15 protein-coding genes are annotated in these 15,897 nt (G+C 71.2%); 4 read left to right on the top strand and 11 right to left on the bottom strand.

Features of this window, described 5'->3' with window-relative positions:
• Positions 1 to 53 precede the first annotated feature (53 nt).
• The 11 genes from ACFC0D_RS08190 to ACFC0D_RS08140 form a co-directional block, all read right to left on the bottom strand.
• Positions 54 to 443 carry a hypothetical protein gene (locus tag ACFC0D_RS08190; RefSeq protein WP_376432359.1) on the bottom strand — a complete coding sequence of 130 codons (390 nt, stop codon included), beginning with the start codon at positions 441 to 443 and terminating at the stop codon, positions 54 to 56.
• On the bottom strand, positions 436 to 933 hold the full coding sequence (locus ACFC0D_RS08185) for a SigE family RNA polymerase sigma factor (protein WP_376432357.1): 498 nt from the start codon (positions 931 to 933) through the stop codon (positions 436 to 438). The genes ACFC0D_RS08190 and ACFC0D_RS08185 overlap by 8 nt, the downstream gene beginning before the upstream one ends.
• 379 nt (positions 934 to 1,312) lie before the next feature.
• Positions 1,313 to 2,338, bottom strand: a complete 1,026-nt coding sequence (locus tag ACFC0D_RS08180) for a LacI family DNA-binding transcriptional regulator (RefSeq protein ID WP_376432355.1) — start codon at positions 2,336 to 2,338, stop codon at positions 1,313 to 1,315.
• Between the two features lie 97 nt (positions 2,339 to 2,435).
• Complete coding sequence (locus tag ACFC0D_RS08175) at positions 2,436 to 2,756, bottom strand: L-rhamnose mutarotase (RefSeq protein ID WP_376432352.1); 321 nt, start codon at positions 2,754 to 2,756, stop codon at positions 2,436 to 2,438.
• Positions 2,757 to 2,835: 79 nt separating this feature from the next.
• Positions 2,836 to 3,750: an alpha/beta fold hydrolase gene (locus ACFC0D_RS08170; RefSeq protein ID WP_376432350.1), complete on the bottom strand. Its 915-nt coding sequence runs from the start codon at positions 3,748 to 3,750 to the stop codon at positions 2,836 to 2,838.
• Positions 3,747 to 4,298 carry a YciI family protein gene (locus ACFC0D_RS08165; protein ID WP_376432347.1) on the bottom strand — a complete coding sequence of 184 codons (552 nt, stop codon included), beginning with the start codon at positions 4,296 to 4,298 and terminating at the stop codon, positions 3,747 to 3,749. The genes ACFC0D_RS08170 and ACFC0D_RS08165 overlap by 4 nt, the downstream gene beginning before the upstream one ends.
• A gap of 69 nt (positions 4,299 to 4,367) precedes the next feature.
• A complete protein-coding gene (locus tag ACFC0D_RS08160) occupies positions 4,368 to 5,072 on the bottom strand; it encodes a helix-turn-helix transcriptional regulator (RefSeq protein WP_376432345.1) in 705 nt (234 codons plus the stop codon).
• Between the two features lie 80 nt (positions 5,073 to 5,152).
• Positions 5,153 to 6,529, bottom strand: a complete 1,377-nt coding sequence (locus ACFC0D_RS08155; RefSeq protein WP_376432343.1) for a nucleobase:cation symporter-2 family protein — start codon at positions 6,527 to 6,529, stop codon at positions 5,153 to 5,155.
• 387 nt (positions 6,530 to 6,916) lie between these two features.
• On the bottom strand, positions 6,917 to 8,611 hold the full coding sequence (locus tag ACFC0D_RS08150) for a protein kinase (protein ID WP_376432341.1): 1,695 nt from the start codon (positions 8,609 to 8,611) through the stop codon (positions 6,917 to 6,919).
• Between the two features lie 90 nt (positions 8,612 to 8,701).
• Positions 8,702 to 9,349, bottom strand: a complete 648-nt coding sequence (locus ACFC0D_RS08145; RefSeq protein WP_376432338.1) for an alpha-ketoglutarate-dependent dioxygenase AlkB — start codon at positions 9,347 to 9,349, stop codon at positions 8,702 to 8,704.
• A 67-nt stretch (positions 9,350 to 9,416) separates the two neighbouring features.
• Complete coding sequence (locus ACFC0D_RS08140; protein ID WP_376432336.1) at positions 9,417 to 10,043, bottom strand: DUF998 domain-containing protein; 627 nt, start codon at positions 10,041 to 10,043, stop codon at positions 9,417 to 9,419.
• A 304-nt stretch (positions 10,044 to 10,347) separates the two neighbouring features.
• Here ACFC0D_RS08140 and ACFC0D_RS08135 point away from each other — a divergent pair, with 304 nt between their 5' ends.
• The 4 genes from ACFC0D_RS08135 (at position 10,348) to ACFC0D_RS08120 (ending at position 15,895) form a co-directional block, all read left to right on the top strand.
• Positions 10,348 to 12,639: an FdhF/YdeP family oxidoreductase gene (locus ACFC0D_RS08135; protein ID WP_376432334.1), complete on the top strand. Its 2,292-nt coding sequence runs from the start codon at positions 10,348 to 10,350 to the stop codon at positions 12,637 to 12,639.
• A gap of 32 nt (positions 12,640 to 12,671) precedes the next feature.
• Positions 12,672 to 13,865 (top strand): MFS transporter, encoded by a 1,194-nt coding sequence (locus tag ACFC0D_RS08130; RefSeq protein ID WP_376432331.1) that lies wholly within the window; start codon positions 12,672 to 12,674, stop codon positions 13,863 to 13,865.
• 178 nt (positions 13,866 to 14,043) lie between these two features.
• Positions 14,044 to 14,880, top strand: a complete 837-nt coding sequence (gene fdhD / locus ACFC0D_RS08125; RefSeq protein ID WP_376432329.1) for a formate dehydrogenase accessory sulfurtransferase FdhD — start codon at positions 14,044 to 14,046, stop codon at positions 14,878 to 14,880.
• Between the two features lie 85 nt (positions 14,881 to 14,965).
• Positions 14,966 to 15,895 carry a LysR family transcriptional regulator gene (locus tag ACFC0D_RS08120; protein WP_376432327.1) on the top strand — a complete coding sequence of 310 codons (930 nt, stop codon included), beginning with the start codon at positions 14,966 to 14,968 and terminating at the stop codon, positions 15,893 to 15,895.
• The last annotated feature ends 2 nt before the right edge of the window (positions 15,896 to 15,897 follow it).

Genomic DNA, 15,897 nt, shown 5'->3' with positions numbered 1-15,897 from the left:
GGGAAGGCAGGGCGGATCGCGCGACGACGCGTCGCGGTGAACGGCCGCGGACGTCAGGGGGCCGTGGTGGTCGCCCGCCCCGACGGGTACGTCGGGGTGGCCGACGGAGTGCCGGAGATGCCCTCGCCGGTGGGTGGCGGCGATGTCGTGCTGCTCAGTGGCGGCCGGGTGGTCTCCGCGGGAGACGGCGCATCGGGCGAGGGGCTGGTGGCCGGGCCGACGGGAGTCGGTGTGTCCGACAGGAGAGCCGCCACGGTCACACCGCCGCCGGCGAAGAGCAGGCACGCGGCCCCGGCGGCGACGGCGACACGGCGCCGGTGCGCGCGTCTGGCGCGTTCGGCGATCCGCGCGACCGGAACGGCACGGGCGCGGGACTGTCCCGAGGCGGCTGCCTGCCGGAACATCTCGCGCAGAGGGTCCTGTGGTTCCTGGGGTTCAAGCACCGGGGTCCTCCTCGATGTGCCGGGGCTGCAGACGATCGGCGAGGGCGACCCGGCCGCGGACGAGGTGTGTCTTGACCGTGCTGGCGGACTGCCCCGTCTCTCCGGCGATCTGTTCGACGCTCAGATCGCACAGATAGTGCAACGTCACCGTCCGGCGCTGCTGAGCGGGCAGGTCACGGAGCGCGTCGATGAGCACGACGTGCTCGGGGCCCGGCCCCTCGACGGGCGGCGGGGCGCCCGCGCGATCCCAGGCGTCCGACGCTCGCCTGCGGAAACGCCAACGACTCACCGCGAGGCGCCAGGCGACCGTACGGATCCACGCCTCCGGCTGCCCGTCGCGATCGAGCTGCCGCCGTCGGCTCCATCCCTTGACGAACGCTTCCTGTACGACGTCCTGAGCCTCGTGCAGATCGCCCAGCATCACGTACAGCTGCCCTGTGAGTCGCGCGACCGCCTGCTCGTAGAACGCCTCGAACTCCTCAACGGTCAACACTCACTCCCGGATCTTTCGCTTCACCACGCATACGCCTGGCACCAGGCGTCCGGTTGACACGGACCACGAATCAACAGAGTGACGGTGATCACGGAACCGATCACTCCGGACACGCGTCGCAGCCGGGTCGACCAGCCGGCGATGGTCGACGAAGGAGCCGCCGAGGCCGACCGAACAGCACACGCGCACCGACGACTCGCACCACGGACGGGGCGTGGCCGGGTGGTGGACGGGGGACGGAACGCGTCAGCCGTCGGCGCGGACGAAGACTGCCTTGAGGTGCTTCTCCGTCAGCGCGTCCGGGAGTTGTTCGCGGTCGAGGACGTGGGAGACGGCACAACCGCCGATCGGCGGCGGAGCGGCTGGAGGAACCCGGTCAGCGGGCCGAGAGGCTGGAGCGCCGTACGACCAGTTCGGGTTGGAGGACGACCCGACGGTGCTCGTGCTCTCCCTTTCCGGCCTGCGCCTCCGACTCCTCCAGCAGGAGCTCTGCGGCCAGGCTCCCCATGGTGACGGCGGGCTGCCGTACGGAGGTGAGCGGGACGGCCGCGGCGGCCGCGAACTCGATGTCGTCGTAGCCGACGATCGCGAGGTCGTCGGGGACGCGGACGCCGGCGTCGTACATGGCCTGCAGCACTCCGAGGGCGAGCAGGTCGTTGGCGCAGAAGACGGCGGTCGGACGGTCTGCGAGCCCGAGCAGGCGGGCTCCGGCGTCACGGCCGGCGGCGGCGTCGAGTCGCTCGGTGGGCAGCTCCCGCAGGGCGTCCGGGCCGAGGCCGGCCTCGGCGAGCGCGTCGAGGGCGCCGGTGCGCCGGTCGCACACCTGGGTGAGGCCGGGCGGGCCGCTGACGTAGGCGATGGAGCGGTGCCCCGCGTCCACGAGATGGCGTACGGCCAGCGCACCTCCCGCCACGTCGTCGACGGAGACCGAGCACTCGGTGGCGTCCTCGGCGACCCGGTCGACGAGGACGAAGGGGATCTTGTGGCGGCGGAACGCCTTGATGTTGCGGCCGGTGGCGTCGGCCGGGGTCAGGAGCACGCCCCGGACCCGCTGCTCGGCGAAGAGCGACAGGTACTCGGCCTCCTCGCTCGGGCTCTGCGCACTGTTGCAGACCATGACGCCGAGTCCGGCCTCGCGCGCGGCCCGCTCCGCGCCCCTCGCGACGTCGACGAAGAACGGGTTGCCCATGTCGAGGACGAGCAGCCCCATGATCCGACTGCGGCCGGCGCGCAGTTGGCGCGCGGACTCACTGCGGACGTAGCCGAGCCGGTCGATCGCCGAGAGGACCCGTTCCCTGGTCCCCGGCGCGACGGTGTCGGGACGGTTGATGACGTTCGAGACCGTGCCCACGGCGACTCCGGCGGCGCGTGCGACGTCCTTGATACCCACCGGCTGGGCCATCGGACAGGGACCTCCTGGGAGACGGGGCGGCGGGATTGCCTTCACAGTATCGTCGGGCAGCCGACGGGCAGCGTACGTCGCTCCGGCGCGAGGGGCGTCAGGCGAGATGGAACACCTCGGTGAGCGGCTTCATCGCCTCGTCGGGTCGTGAGCTGTCGAGGGATTCGAAGAAGGGCCCCATCTCGGCCTGCCAGCGGGCGTTGACCTCGGCAGCCTCCATACCGGCCAGGGCGGCCCGGAAGTCCTCGGTCTCCAGATAGCCGACGAGCAGGCCGTCGTCGCGCAGGAAGAGGGAGTAGTTCCGCCAGCCGGTGGCCGAGAGCGCCTGGAGCATCTCGGGCCACACGGCGGCGTGGCGTTCGCGGTACTCCTCCAGACGGTCCTCACGGACCTTGAGGAGGAAACAGACGCGTTGCATGGTGCACCGCCCGAGAGTGAATGGTTTCACATGGCCTGGGCGGGACATTATGCATGGAGCACGGGTTGCGTCAACAGGGTCAGGTCGAGAGCCCCCGCATATCGACCTGGCGCGAGTGAATCGATTCATCCCCTTCGGCAAGGAAGGCCGTGACGGTCCGGGTGAAGGCGGCCGGGTCGTCGAGCCACGGGAAGTGGCCGGCGCCCGGCTGGACGGCGAGTTCGGCCCGGGGGAACAACGTCGCGATGTCGGCGGCGACATGAGGGCGCGGGCCGCCGTCCAGTTCCCCTGCGAGTACCAGTACCGGCGCGTCCAAGCGGGCGATGGCGGCGCGGGCAGCGGCAGGGTCGAAGGCGCCGGGCGACGCGTAGATGTCCCCCGCCTGCTCATTGGTCTGTTCGACGTCGGCTGCGGCATGAGCCTGGGCGACGGTGTCCCAACGGCCGTAGAAGAAGGGGACGGCGGCGTCGAAGTCGGCGTCGGTCGCGGATCCGGACCAGATAGTTTCGTAGGCATCGCGCGCCGACGCGAACCACGGCTCGGCCGCGCGCAGGGCGACGACCTCGCGCCGGGCCTCGACGGTGAAGTCGACACCGAGCGCGCGGGCGCGGGCCGCGATCAAGCTGAGGGTGCGGACGCGCTGCGGGTACCGGGCCGCGTAGAGGATGGCCAGATCGCCGCTCGCCGAGTGCGCGAGGACATCGACGCTGTCCCACCCGAAGTGTTCCCGCAGAGCCTCGACGTCATCGACCTGCCGGTCACAGCGGTAGGTGGCCGGATCGGCGGGGATGCCGGAGTCGCCCGTGCCGCGCAGGTCGAGCATGACCAGTTGCCGCCCCTGCGACAGCCCACCGAGATCTCCGAGGTACGCGGACGCGCGCATCGGCCCGCCGGGCAGGCACAGCAGCGGCTCGCCGTCACCTCTGACGTGGTAGGCGAGTTCCGTCCCGTCGGCGGCCGTGAACGTCGCAACGGCATCATCGTCACCGCTCATGACGGACGCCCGCCGAACTGCCAGTTGTGGACCTCGATGTCGGCGTACCGGTCCGGGGTCAAAACGGCGCGGGCCGTGTCCGCGTCCGGGGCGCGCACCAGCGCGGCCGTACCCAGCCAGGTGTTGCCGTCGTCGGACAGCAGCGGCCCGTACGCGATCAGTTCGTCCCGGTCGGGCGGCAGCGCGAGGTCGGCGGCCGGCCCCGAGCCGAGACCGAGCACCAGGTAGCGATCGTCACCCTCGCGGCCGCCGGGGAAGTCCCACATGGTGCGCCCCAGCAGGTTGCGCCATCGGCGCAGCATCACGTCCCGGTACATCCCGGCCTGGTAGCCCGGCTCGTCGAAGGCGAAGGCGCGAGCGGCGGCAGGATCCGGCAGGTCGACGATGTGCACGCTGCCGGTGGGCAGTTCGCGATCGTCGGTGAGGGTCGGGCCGCGGGCGATCATCTCCTTCGCGTACTCGTCCATGTAGGACCAGTGGTCCTCCAGCAACTCGTGCCGCAACACCTCGGAGGCGGGCCTGTCTCGGTGATAACAGAAGAACTCCATGTCGACAGTCTCTAGCACCATGCGGGGAGGTGGAGCGACAGACTTTTCGAGCCGCCCGTCCCCCACCACTCACAGCGAGGGTCCGGCGTCGTGGCCGACGAGGTGGAGGAAGCGGTCCGTCAGGTTGTGCAGCCAACCGGCCCGCTCCGTGGCGATCTCCCGCAGCCGTGCGTTGTCGCTGCGGGCGACGACATGGCCCATGTAGCGCTCGTTGAAGGCGGCGTACTCCTGGTGCAGGGTCCGTAGCGCCTGCGCGACCCGGCGCTCGGGTGCGCCGGCCAGCCGCGCGAGCGAGGTGGTGTGCTGCTTCCAACGGCCTTCGACGGCCTGGCGGAGCAGGCCGTCGAGGTCGCCCGCGCGACGAATGACGCTCAGCAGTTCGTCCGGCTCGAGCCCCAGGGCGTCCGCGAGGCACAGGGTCTGCCGGTCGGTTCCGCCCCAGCGGTGGTCCTGCTCGGCGCGTGCGTACGCGTCCGCGTCCATGCCGATGCGCTGGGCCAGCCTCACCGCGGTGAACTTCCTGGCCAGCCGGTGCTCGCGGAGGGATCTCGGTCGCAGCGCCATGAGTTCCGGGACGGCACACCACAACGCGTCGGCCAGTGCGAAGAGTTCGACCTCCGAAGGCGCCACGACCCCGGCCTCCCAGGAGAGGACGGCGGCCACCGGGCGATGCACGCCCAGCTGTCCCATGGCGGCGACGACCTGTTCGGGAGCCAGGCCGATGCGCAGACGGGCGGCCCTGGCATGGTCGGGAGAGAACGGAGGGTGGGACATGTACGGATCACCTCGGGTGACGGCTCGGCGGAGCAGCGCGCTTCCGTGGAGTTACGGGCTCCGCCGGGCACAGGACGTTGTCAGCGGGCCGTGCCGGTCTGCGGACCCGTCCCGTCCTCGTACGCGGCCAGTCCGTCCCAGTCGATGTCCTCCCGCTTACGACGGCTCTCGAACGCGTGGAAGAAGAGGTTCAGGAGGACCGCCGAGAGTGTGCCGAGGGTGATCCCGCTGCCCAGGACGGCCCGTACCTCGGTCGGCATCCGCTCGAAGAACGGTGCGACGGCGGTCGGGAGCATCGCGGCGCCGAGACTGACGGCCAGGATGACGGCGTTGCGTTCCTGCCTGAGGTCGACCTTGGCGAGGATCTGGATGCCGACGGTGGCGACCATGCCGAACATCACGACGGCCGCGGCGCCGAGCACCGGGTGGGGCACGGAGGCCACCACCGCGCCGGCCTTCGGCACGAGGCCGAGCAGAATCATGAGGACGCCGGCCGCGACCACGACGAACCTGCTGGTGACGCGGGAGATCCGGACCAGACCGATGTTCTCCGCGAACGCCACGTACGGGAAGGAGTTGAACACTCCGCCCAGCACCGTGGCGACGCCGTCGGCCCGCAGCGCGCGGCTGACCGTCTCGCCGTCGACGTGCCGGTCGGTGATCTCGCCCATGGCGTACACGTCTCCGGTCGTCTCCACCATGGTGATGAGCATGACGACGACCATCGCGAGCATGGGGAAGACCGAGAACTGCGGCAGCCCGTAGTGGAAGGGGGTGCTGACGCCGAGCCAGTCGGCCTGCTCGACCGCCCCGAGGTCGGCGTCTCCGAGCAGCCAGGCGACGGCCGTTCCGCCGACCAGTCCGAGCAGCACGGCGACACTGCGCAGGAACGGGCCGCCGAACCGCACCACCAGCAGGATGAACAGGAGCGTCCCTCCCGCGTACGCGAGGCTGACGTGGTCCCCGTAGCGGGGCCCGCCGCTCAGCGCCGCACCACCGCCGACGTCCTGGAGTGCCACCGGTATGAGGACGATGCCGATGACCGTGAGGAGGGTGCCCGTGACGATCGGGGGGAAGTACGCGCTCAGCCTGCCCGCGAACGGGGCGAGAAGGAAGGTCGCGACACCGCCGGTGATGACGGCGCCGTACACCACCAGCAGCCCGGCGGTGCCGCCACCGGCTCCCTGCCCGATGGCGATCATGGGCGAGACGGCCGTGAAGGTCGCGCCCTGGACGAGCGGCAGCCGTGCGCCGATCCGCCAGAAGCCCCATGCCTGAATGATGGTGGCGATCCCGGCGGTGACCAGGTCGGCGTTGATGAGGTAGACGAGCTCCTGACGGGAGAGCCCGAGGCTGTTCCCCAGGATGACCGGCACGAGCACGGCACCGGCGTAGAACGCCAGGACGTGCTGGAAGCCGTAGAGCGAGAGGGTGGGGAGCGGAAGGACCTGGTCCACCGGATGCGTGGTGGTACGGGGTCGTCCCCGCGGGGCCAGTGGTGCCATCTCTGCCTTGCCTGAGGGTAGGTGAATGAGAGGCGCGACGCCGGGTCGCGCGGGAGAGCCTCGAAGGGGGCATCCGGGCGGCCGCGCGGATCGGGCGGTTCACCGGCTGGCGGCACGGGGGTTACCGGTGCGCGGCCAGGCATCCAGACATGGAGGCGTGCGGGACCGGGGCCATGGAGGCCCGGGCCGGACACAGATCCTTGCGGACGGGTACGGCAGCACGCAAGACAGCAGGCCATGCTTTTTTAAGCAGAACCCTGAAGTAACTTACGAATCAGTGGTCGTGAGTTACTTCAGGTGCGGATTTCGTCGCCTCTCCTCGGCGTCGATGCGGGACCGTCAGGACGCCGGGTGGCTCGACACGACCTTTCCCTTGCTGTCGGCGGCGAGGTAGCCGACCGCGTTGTACTCGTTGATGAGATAGAAGAACAGCGTCGGGCGGTCGTCGTTGAAGGTCCAGCCCTTGACGATGACGTAGCGCATGGTCGGACGCTCGACCTTCAGTTCCTTGTCGCCGCGCTTCATCAGCGCGGGAAGGCCGTCCCAGGGCATGGCGGAGACGTCGAACGGCTGCTCGTCGGCTCCGTCGATGGTTCCGCCGGGGCCGGTCCTCCGGGCGACCCCGTTGCGGTACTCGTACTCGTCATAGGTCTTCGCCCCGGGCCGGGTCGGGATCTCGGCCAGGGCGTAGTCCTCGTAGATCGTCAGTTCCTTCATCGTCGTCGAACCGCTGACCTCGCGGAACGACTCGATGACGGCACGGGCGTTGGCCGTCGTGAGGAGGGTTCCGCGGGACGAGGAGGCGGTGCTGGGCTGCGACGCCGCGGTGCTGGGCCCCGTGGCGATCCCCCGGGTCGGGCCGTTGTTCGCGTTCGTCGGGGTCGCGCCTCCCTTGGCACCGTCCGAGCCGCCGTCGGGCAGCAGATTCACGACGCCCACGACGGCCACGGCGACCGCCAGCGCGAGGGAGGCGGCGAGCAGCGCGGTCCGGCGGCGCGGGCGGGAAGGCGCGAGAGGCGGTACGGGATGCGCGGGCGGGCCGAACCCGCCGCCGACGGCCGGGGAGGCGTGGGACGGAACGGTCGGGGTGGGCCACGCCTGCGCGGCGGGCCGGGGCGTGTACGCGGGATGGGGGTGCGGCGGGCCGAACGCGCCGGGGGTCGCTTCCGCCGGGGTCCAGGTGCCGGAGTGCCGGGACGTGGCATCGGCAAGCAGCTGTTCCAGCTGTGCCCCGTCGGGCCGCGACGCCGGGTCTCGTACGAGGAGTTGGGTGAGTACGGGAGTCAGCGCGCCGGACCTCACCGGTGCGGGGATCGGGTCGTCGAGCACGGCGACCACGGTCGCCAGGCTGGTGGCCCGGCGCAGCGGATGGTGACCCTCGGCCGCCACGTACAGCAGCATCCCGAGCGACCACAGGTCGGAGGCCGGGTTGCCCTCCTCGCCCCGTACGCGCTCGGGGGCGATGAACTCGGGCGATCCGATCAGATCGCCCGTGGCGGTGAGTCGCGACGTCGCCTCGCTGAGCACGGCGATGCCGAAGTCGGTGAGGACGGCGCTGCCGTCGGGGCGGAGCAGCACGTTGGCGGGCTTCACGTCCCGGTGGTGGATGCCGGCGGAGTGCGCGGCGCGCAGGGCGGACAGGACCTCCCGCCCGAGGGTGAGAACCTCGGGGACGGACATCGGGCCCTCGGCGAGACGCTCGTAGACGGAGCGGCCCTCGACGAGCTCCATGACGATCCAGGGGTGCGAGCCGTCCTGGGGTTCGACGATGTGGTGGATCGTCACGACGTGCGGATTCGAGAGCCGTGCCAGGGCCCGCGCCTCGCGGACGGCCCGTTCGCGCAGTTGCGCGGCCAGTCCGGGGTTCGCCTCCTCGATGGCCGGGTCGGGCGGACGCACTTCCTTGAGGGCGACATCGCGCTGCAGGGCGACGTCGCGTGCCCGCCAGACGGTGCCCATGCCGCCGCTGCCCAGTCGGGAGATCAGTTGGAAACGCCCGTCGACCAGGGGTCTTCGGTCCTCGCTCGCGCTCATGAGCGGTCATGGTATTCGGTGCCGGTGACACGCCTTCCCGAGGGCCGCGCACACCGCCCACGGGCGGACATCCGCGAGGGCTGCGGTGTGTCAGCCCACGCCGTGGGGGCGGAACTGGACGCTGATGCGCGGCCCGACCGCGCGGGTCGTCTTCGGGATCGCGTGTTCCCAGGTGCGTTGGCAGGAGCCGCCCATCACCACGAGGTCGCCGTGGCCCAGAGGGAGCCTGAGGGCGACGGGGCCGCCGCCCCGGGGGCGCAGGGCGAGGTCGCGGGGGTCTCCGAGGGAGAGGATGGCGACCATGGTGTCCTGCGTGGCGGAGCGGCCCATGCGGTCGCCGTGCCAGGCGACACTGTCGCGGCCGTCGCGGTACAGGCAGAGGCCGGCGGTGACGAAGGGTTCGCCGAGCTCGGAGGCGTAGTGGGCGCTCAGCGCCTCGCGGGCTTCGACGAGGGCGGGGTGCGGGAGGGGGGCGCCCTCGCGGTAGTACGCGAGGAGGCGGGGTACGGCGACCACGTTGTCGTACATCTTGCGCTCCTCGGCCTGCCAGGGGACGCCCGTGGCCAGCTCCTCGAACAGCGCGTCGGCCCCGTGGAACCACCCGGGCAGGTGGTCGACCCAGGCCCCGCCGTCGAGCGCGACCCGCCGGACACCGTCCAGTGGGCCGGGTCGGATGTCGGCACCCTGGTCGAAGAGCGAGCCCTGCAGGCCGGGCATCTGGGGTCGCGGTGCGGTCATGGTTCCAGCGTAGACGAAGAATCGAACGTTTGAGCGAATCGGGGGCTCGGGGCGAGGGTGCGGCCGCTCAACGGGAGTGAGGATCCGCCCCGGTCACTTCGCGCTGAGTGTCGTTCTCGCGATGGAGGAGGCAGGACGCGACGACCACGAAGGGCCACACGGACTGAATGCAGGTCACGAGGCGTTCGACGACACCGGCGGGGCCTTGGCGGTTGATCTCGACCAGGAACCAGGCCGCGCCGAGGCCCATCAGGGCGGTCGCCGCGAGGGCGGGCGCGGGTCGTAGTCCCCACGGTGCGGCTCCGCCGCGGACGGCGGCCAGAACCGGCCACACGGCCAGGAGGACGAAGCCGACCGCGGCAACCGAACCGTGGCGGAGGGAACCCCCGCTGCTCGGCACCGGCAGCAACGCCACCACGAGCGCCGTGACTCCACCGGCGGCCAGCGTCAGCCGTCCGGCGAGCGCGGCGGGGCGCAGCCCCCAGGCGGTCAGCAGATGGCAGGCGCCCAAGGCGAGCAGGGCGCTGGTCATCACCCAGAATCCCGCGGCTCCGTACGCGGCGAGGACGCTGATCGTCTGGGTGACGGGATCGTAGGCGGACCCCTCCATGCCCGCCGCGACCATCCAGCCTCCGGCCAGCAGGACAGGGGCACACCCCGACGAAAGAAGGGCCCACCTGGGAACGGATCGCATCAGCCCACGGTAAGGCGTGGCCCTGCCGCCTTCCGGCATCGACGACCCCCGGGGCGTCGGGGCCATTTCGATGCTCCGCCCCCGGGCAATTGACGAGGCATTCCCGTGCGATAAGCGCCACCTATCGACTCATCGAAAAGCCCTCTTTGACACCCGCAGGGGAAACGACGGAAGCTTCTCTCGCAGCCGGATTCGAATAATCGCAGGCAAATCCCGAACCGAAAAAGCAAAAGGGTCGCCGCCTTTTTCTCCGGACAGCGGTATCGGTCCCCGGGGCCGCGACAGAGAGAGGCACACCCCCACCATGACCAGCATCGAGGACCCCAGCGACGACCTCTCGGTCACCCCTCCCAAGACCTGGGCGACCGGTGTTCCCGCCGTGACGCACGCGCTGGAGTACGCGCTGGGGCAGACGTCCGTGCGGCGTACGGCTCTGACTCTGCTGAACATCAATCAGGCCAAGGGATTCGACTGCCCGGGATGTGCCTGGCCGGAGCCCCCGCCCGGTGAGCGGCATATGAACGAGTACTGCGAGAACGGTGCGAAGCACATCGCGGACGAGGCCACCTCTCGACGCGTCACCGCCGATTTCTTCCGTGAGCACTCGATCGCGGAGTTGGGCCGCAGGTCCGACTACTGGCTCAACCAGCAGGGCCGGCTCACGGAGCCCATGGTGAAGCGGCCCGGTGCCTCGCACTACGAGCCGATCGGCTGGGACGACGCCCTCGGCATTCTCGCCGAGGAGCTGCGCCGCCTCGACTCCCCCGACGAGGCCCTCTTCTACGTCTCCGGCCGGCTCAACAACGAAGCCGCGTTCCTGCTCCAGCTGTTCGCCCGCGCGTACGGCACCAACAACCTGCCCGACTGCTCCAACATGTGCCACGAGTCCAGCGGCTTCGGGCTCGGGGAGACCCTCGGCATCGGCAAGGGCAGCGTGTCGCTGGACGACATCCACAACTCCGACCTGATCTTCGTCGTCGGGCAGAACCCGGGTACCAACCACCCGCGCATGCTGTCCGCCCTCGAGGAGACCAAGCGCAACGGCGGCCAGGTCGTGGCGGTCAACACGCTGCCCGAGGCCGGTCTGATGCGGTTCAAGCACCCACAGCGGGCGCGGGGCGTGATCGGCAAGGGCACCCCGATCGCCGACCAGTTCCTCCATATACGCGCCGGTGGCGACCTCGCCCTCTTCCAGGCGCTGAACCTGCTGCTCCTGGAGGCGGAGGACGCCGCTCCGGGCACGGTCCTCGACCGCTCCTTCATCGACTCCGACACCACCGGCTTCGAGGAGTTCGCGGAGCACGCCCGCAAGATCCGCTGGGACGACGTCATCGCCGCGACCGGTCTGACCCGCGAGGAGATCGAGGAGGTCCACAGGCGTGTGCTGAACGCGAAGAGCGTGATCGTGTGCTGGGCGATGGGTTTGACCCAGCACAAGCACGGCGTTCCCAGCATCCGCGAGATCGTCGACTTCCTGCTGCTGCGGGGCAACGTCGGCAGGCCCGGTGCAGGCGTCTGCCCGGTCCGCGGCCACTCCAACGTCCAGGGCGACCGCACCATGGGCGTGTGGGAGCGGATGCCGCAGGCGTTCCTCGACTCCCTCGGCCGCGAGTTCGACTTCACGCCTCCCTCCCACCACGGCCTGGACGCGGTGAACTCGATCCGCGCCATGCGCGACGGGAAGGCCCATGTCTTCCTCGGCGTCGCCGGGAACTTCGTGCGCGCCACCCCCGACAGCGCCGTCACCGAACAGGCCCTGCGCAACTGCCGGCTGACCGCGCAGATCTCCACCAAGCTCAACCACTCCCACACCGTGTGCGGTGACACGGCACTGATCCTGCCGACCCTGGGCCGCAGCGACCGCGACATCCAGGAGAGCGGCGAGCAGTTCTACACGGTCGAGGACTCCATGAGCGAGGTCCACGCCTCCCGCGGGCGCCTCGCCCCCGCCTCTCCGCACCTGCTCAGCGAGGTCGCGATCATCTCGCGTCTGGCCCGGCGCACGCTCGGCGACGCGGTGGACATCCCCTGGGAGCAGTTCGAGCGGGACTACGGCACGATCCGTGACCGCATCGCGCGCGTGATCCCCGGCTTCGAGGACTTCAACGCCCGCGTCGACAGGCCCGGCGGCTTCACCCTGCCCAACCCCGTCAACCGGGGCGTCTACCCGACCCCCAGCGGCAAAGCCGTCTTCACCCGCAACGAGTTCACGATGCTGCGCGCGCCCAAGGGGCACCTCATCCTGCAGACGCTGCGCTCCCACGACCAGTGGAACACCGTCCCGTACGCGATGAACGACCGCTACCGGGGCATCCACAACGCCCGCCGGGTCGTCCTGGTCAACCCCGACGATCTGGCCGGCCTCGGCCTCGCCGACCGCGACCTGGTCGACCTGGTCGGCGTCTGGGACGACGGTGTCGAGCGCCGAGCGCCCGCGTTCCGGGTCGTGGCGTATCCGACCAGCCCCGGCTCCGCCGCCTCGTACTACCCCGAGACCAACGTCCTGGTCCCCCTCGACAGCGTCGCCGACATCAGCAACTGCCCCACGTCCAAGGGTGTGGTGGTCCGACTGGAACCGGCACGCGACTCCGACTGAGCCCGCGCCGAGCGCCGAAAGGACCTGTCCCCATGCCCGCAGATCGCGCCGCGCGCGGTTGGCTTCCGGTTGCGGCCGCGCTGTTCGCCGCCGGGTGGGGCGCGAACCAGTTCACCCCGCTCGCGGTGGTGTACCGGACCCAGGAGCACTGGCCCTCCGTCCCGGTCGCCGCCATGTTCACCACCTACCTGCTGGGGCTCCTCCCCGGTCTGCTGCTCGGCGGCCCGTTCGCGGACCGGCTCGGCAGGCGGCGCGTGGTGCGGCTCGCGCTGGTGCTGTCCGCCGCCGCCAGCGCCCTCCTGGCGGCGGCGGGCATGTCCCAGAACGCCGTGTACGTCAGCCGTCTGGCCACCGGCGTCGCGGCCGGCGTCATCCTGACCGCCGGCACCACGTGGCTGGAGGAACTGTCCTCCGGTGCGAAGCGCCCGGGCGCCGGCGCCCGCCGTGCGACGTACGCCACGGGTGGCGGCTTCGCCGCCGGGGCGCTGACGGCGGGTGTCCTCGCCGAATGGCTGCCGCGGCCGATGGTGCTGCCCTGCCTCGCCCACTCCCTGCTGGCCCTGCTGGTGCTCGGCTCGACCACCGCCGTACCGGAGACGGCGTCGCGGTCCGCGGTCGTCCCGTGGGCGCCGCACATCGCCCGTCTGCGCCGGGCGGCCGTCACGCACCCCCGCTTCGTGCGGGTGGTGCTGCCGGCGAGTCCGGCCGTCTTCTGCGCCGCCACGGTCGCCTACGTCGTGCTGCCCTCGTTGGTCGCCGATCGCGTTCCGGGATACGCGCCGGTGTTCAGCGGTCTGGTGACGGCGCTGACGCTCGCCGTGGGTACTGCCGTCCAGCCGCTGGCCGTCCGACTGCACCACGCGCACAGCGCGCGGGCGACCATCGTCTCCATGGTCACCGTGATCGGAGGACTTCTGGTGGGCGCCTGCGCCGTGTACGGGGACTCCGCGGGCCTGGTGCCGGCAGCGGCGGTCCTCCTGGGTGCCGGATACGGCCTCACCCTGGCCTCGGGGCTCCTCGAGATCGAACGCCTGGCGACTCCGAAGGCCGTGCCCTCGACGGCGATCCTGTATCAAGGTGCCACCTACAGCGGCTTCCTGACGCCATTGCTTCTCGCGGTGACCGCCGGAGCCGCTCCGTACCCCGCCCTGCTGGCGGCCCTGGCGGCCGTGGGGCTCCTGTGCCTGGTGATCACCGCATGGTTCAGCCGCCGGAGCCTTCCCTGATGGCGTGGGAACGCGGCGGGGTTCGCCGCGGGTCATATCGTCGGCCGTCGGACCGGGGCCGTCGGCGACCCCCATGGCACGGTCCCCGGCCTCGGGCCCAGGTCCCGCCCGACGGAGCGTCGAACGGACTCAACCGCACAACACCGTCGGAGCACGGCTCCGTCGAGAGGAGCAGACCATGGGACGAGTGACCGTACGACGGCGGGTGCTGCGCGTTCGGGAGGGGGTGTCCTCGCACCGACCGGACACCCTGGCGGCCGAGGAGCCGATGGAGATCCGGGTCGGCGGGCGCCCGCTCACCGTCACCATGCGCACCCCTGGCGACGACTTCGACCTCGCGGCAGGGTTCCTGGCGAGCGAGGGCGTGGTGCACGCCGCCGACGAGGTGGCGGGGATCCGGTACTGCGCAGGGGCCACGGCCGACGGCGGCAACACGTACAACGTGGTGGACGTCGCCCTGGCCCCGGGCGTCGCCGCCCCCGACGCGTCGCTGGAGCGGAACTTCTACACCACCTCCTCGTGCGGTCTGTGTGGCAAGGCCGGTCTGGAGGCGGTGCGCACCACGGCGGCGTGGTCCGTCGCCGGGGACCCGCTGCGCATCGGACCGGAGGTGGTGACCGCCCTGCCGGACCGGCTGCGGGCGGCGCAGCGGGTGTTCGACACCACGGGCGGCCTGCACGCCGCCGGGCTCTTCTCCGCCGACGGTGAGCTGCTGTGTCTGCGGGAGGACGTGGGGCGGCACAACGCCGTGGACAAGGTCGTGGGCCACGCCCTGCGGTCGGGCCTGCTGCCACTGCGCGAGTCGGTGCTGATGGTGAGTGGCCGGGCGTCGTTCGAGCTGGTGCAGAAGGCGGTGATGGCCGGAATCCCGATGCTGGCAGCCGTCTCCGCGCCGTCCTCGCTCGCCGTCGACCTGGCCGAGGAGAGCGGGTTGACCCTGATCGGATTCCTGCGCGGCGCCTCGATGAACGTCTACACCGGGTCCGAGCGCCTGCAACCGCTGCCCGTGGCCTGACCGTCCACGGTCCGGGCGGTCCGCCGCGCCCCGCGGCATGCGGCCGAGGCTGGCTTTCGGACGAGTGGTCGGGTAGACCCGTAACGTGCTGTTCCGTCAACTCGAGTACCTGGTCGCCCTCTCCCGGGAGCGTCACTTCGCCCGGGCCGCCCAGGCCTGCTACGTCTCTCAGCCCGCGCTCTCCGAGGCGATCCGGAAGCTGGAGGAGGAGCTGGACGTGCCGCTGGTCCGGCGCGGCCGCAAGTACGAGGGCCTCACGCCCGAGGGCGAGCGCATCGTGGTGTGGGCGCAGCGCATCCTGGCCGACCGCGACGCCCTCAAGGACGAGGTCGGCGCCCTGCGCGGCGGGTTGAGCGGCACGATACGGATCGGCTCGGTCCCGACCGCCGTCGGCGCCGTCTCCCTGCTGACCGCCCCGTTCTGCGTCGCCCATCCGCTGGTGAGGGTGGAGGTGATAGCGGACCTCCAGTCGCAGGACATCCTCCGGCAGTTGCGGAACTTCGAGATCGACGCCGGAATCACGTATCTGCACAAGGGTTTCTCGGAGGACTTCCGGTCGGTCCCGCTCTACGAGGAGCGGTACGTGCTCCTGACCAGTGCCGCCGACATGCCCGTCCATCGGGCGACGGCGACCTGGGCGGAGGCTTCCCGGCTGCCCCTGTGCCTGCTGACGGGTGCCATGCAGGGCCGCCAGGTGCTGGACGAGGTGTTCGCCGAGGCCGGGGTGGAGCCGTCGCCCCGGGTCGAGACCGATTCGGTGGCCGCTCTGTTCGCCCACGTCAGGACGGGCCGGTGGGCCAGTGTCGTGCCGCACACCTGGCTGCACGTCTTCGGCGTCCCGCACGGCATGAGGGCGGTGCCGCTGGTCGAGCCCGCCCGCACGGTGCCGGTCGGTCTCGTGGTCACCGCCCGGGAGCCCGGTTCGGTCCTGGCCCGAGCGCTGACGGCCGTCGCCCGAGAGAACGATGTCGCCGCCGCTCTGGACCACCTCCCCGGGGATCCCGCGCCCCAGTAGGG

The sequence above is a fragment of the Streptomyces sp. NPDC056222 genome, from assembly GCF_042264065.1.
Lineage (GTDB): Bacteria > Actinomycetota > Actinomycetes > Streptomycetales > Streptomycetaceae > Streptomyces.
The sequence above is the reverse complement of the archived record's forward strand: the minus strand, read 5'-3'. Positions and strand labels throughout refer to the sequence as shown.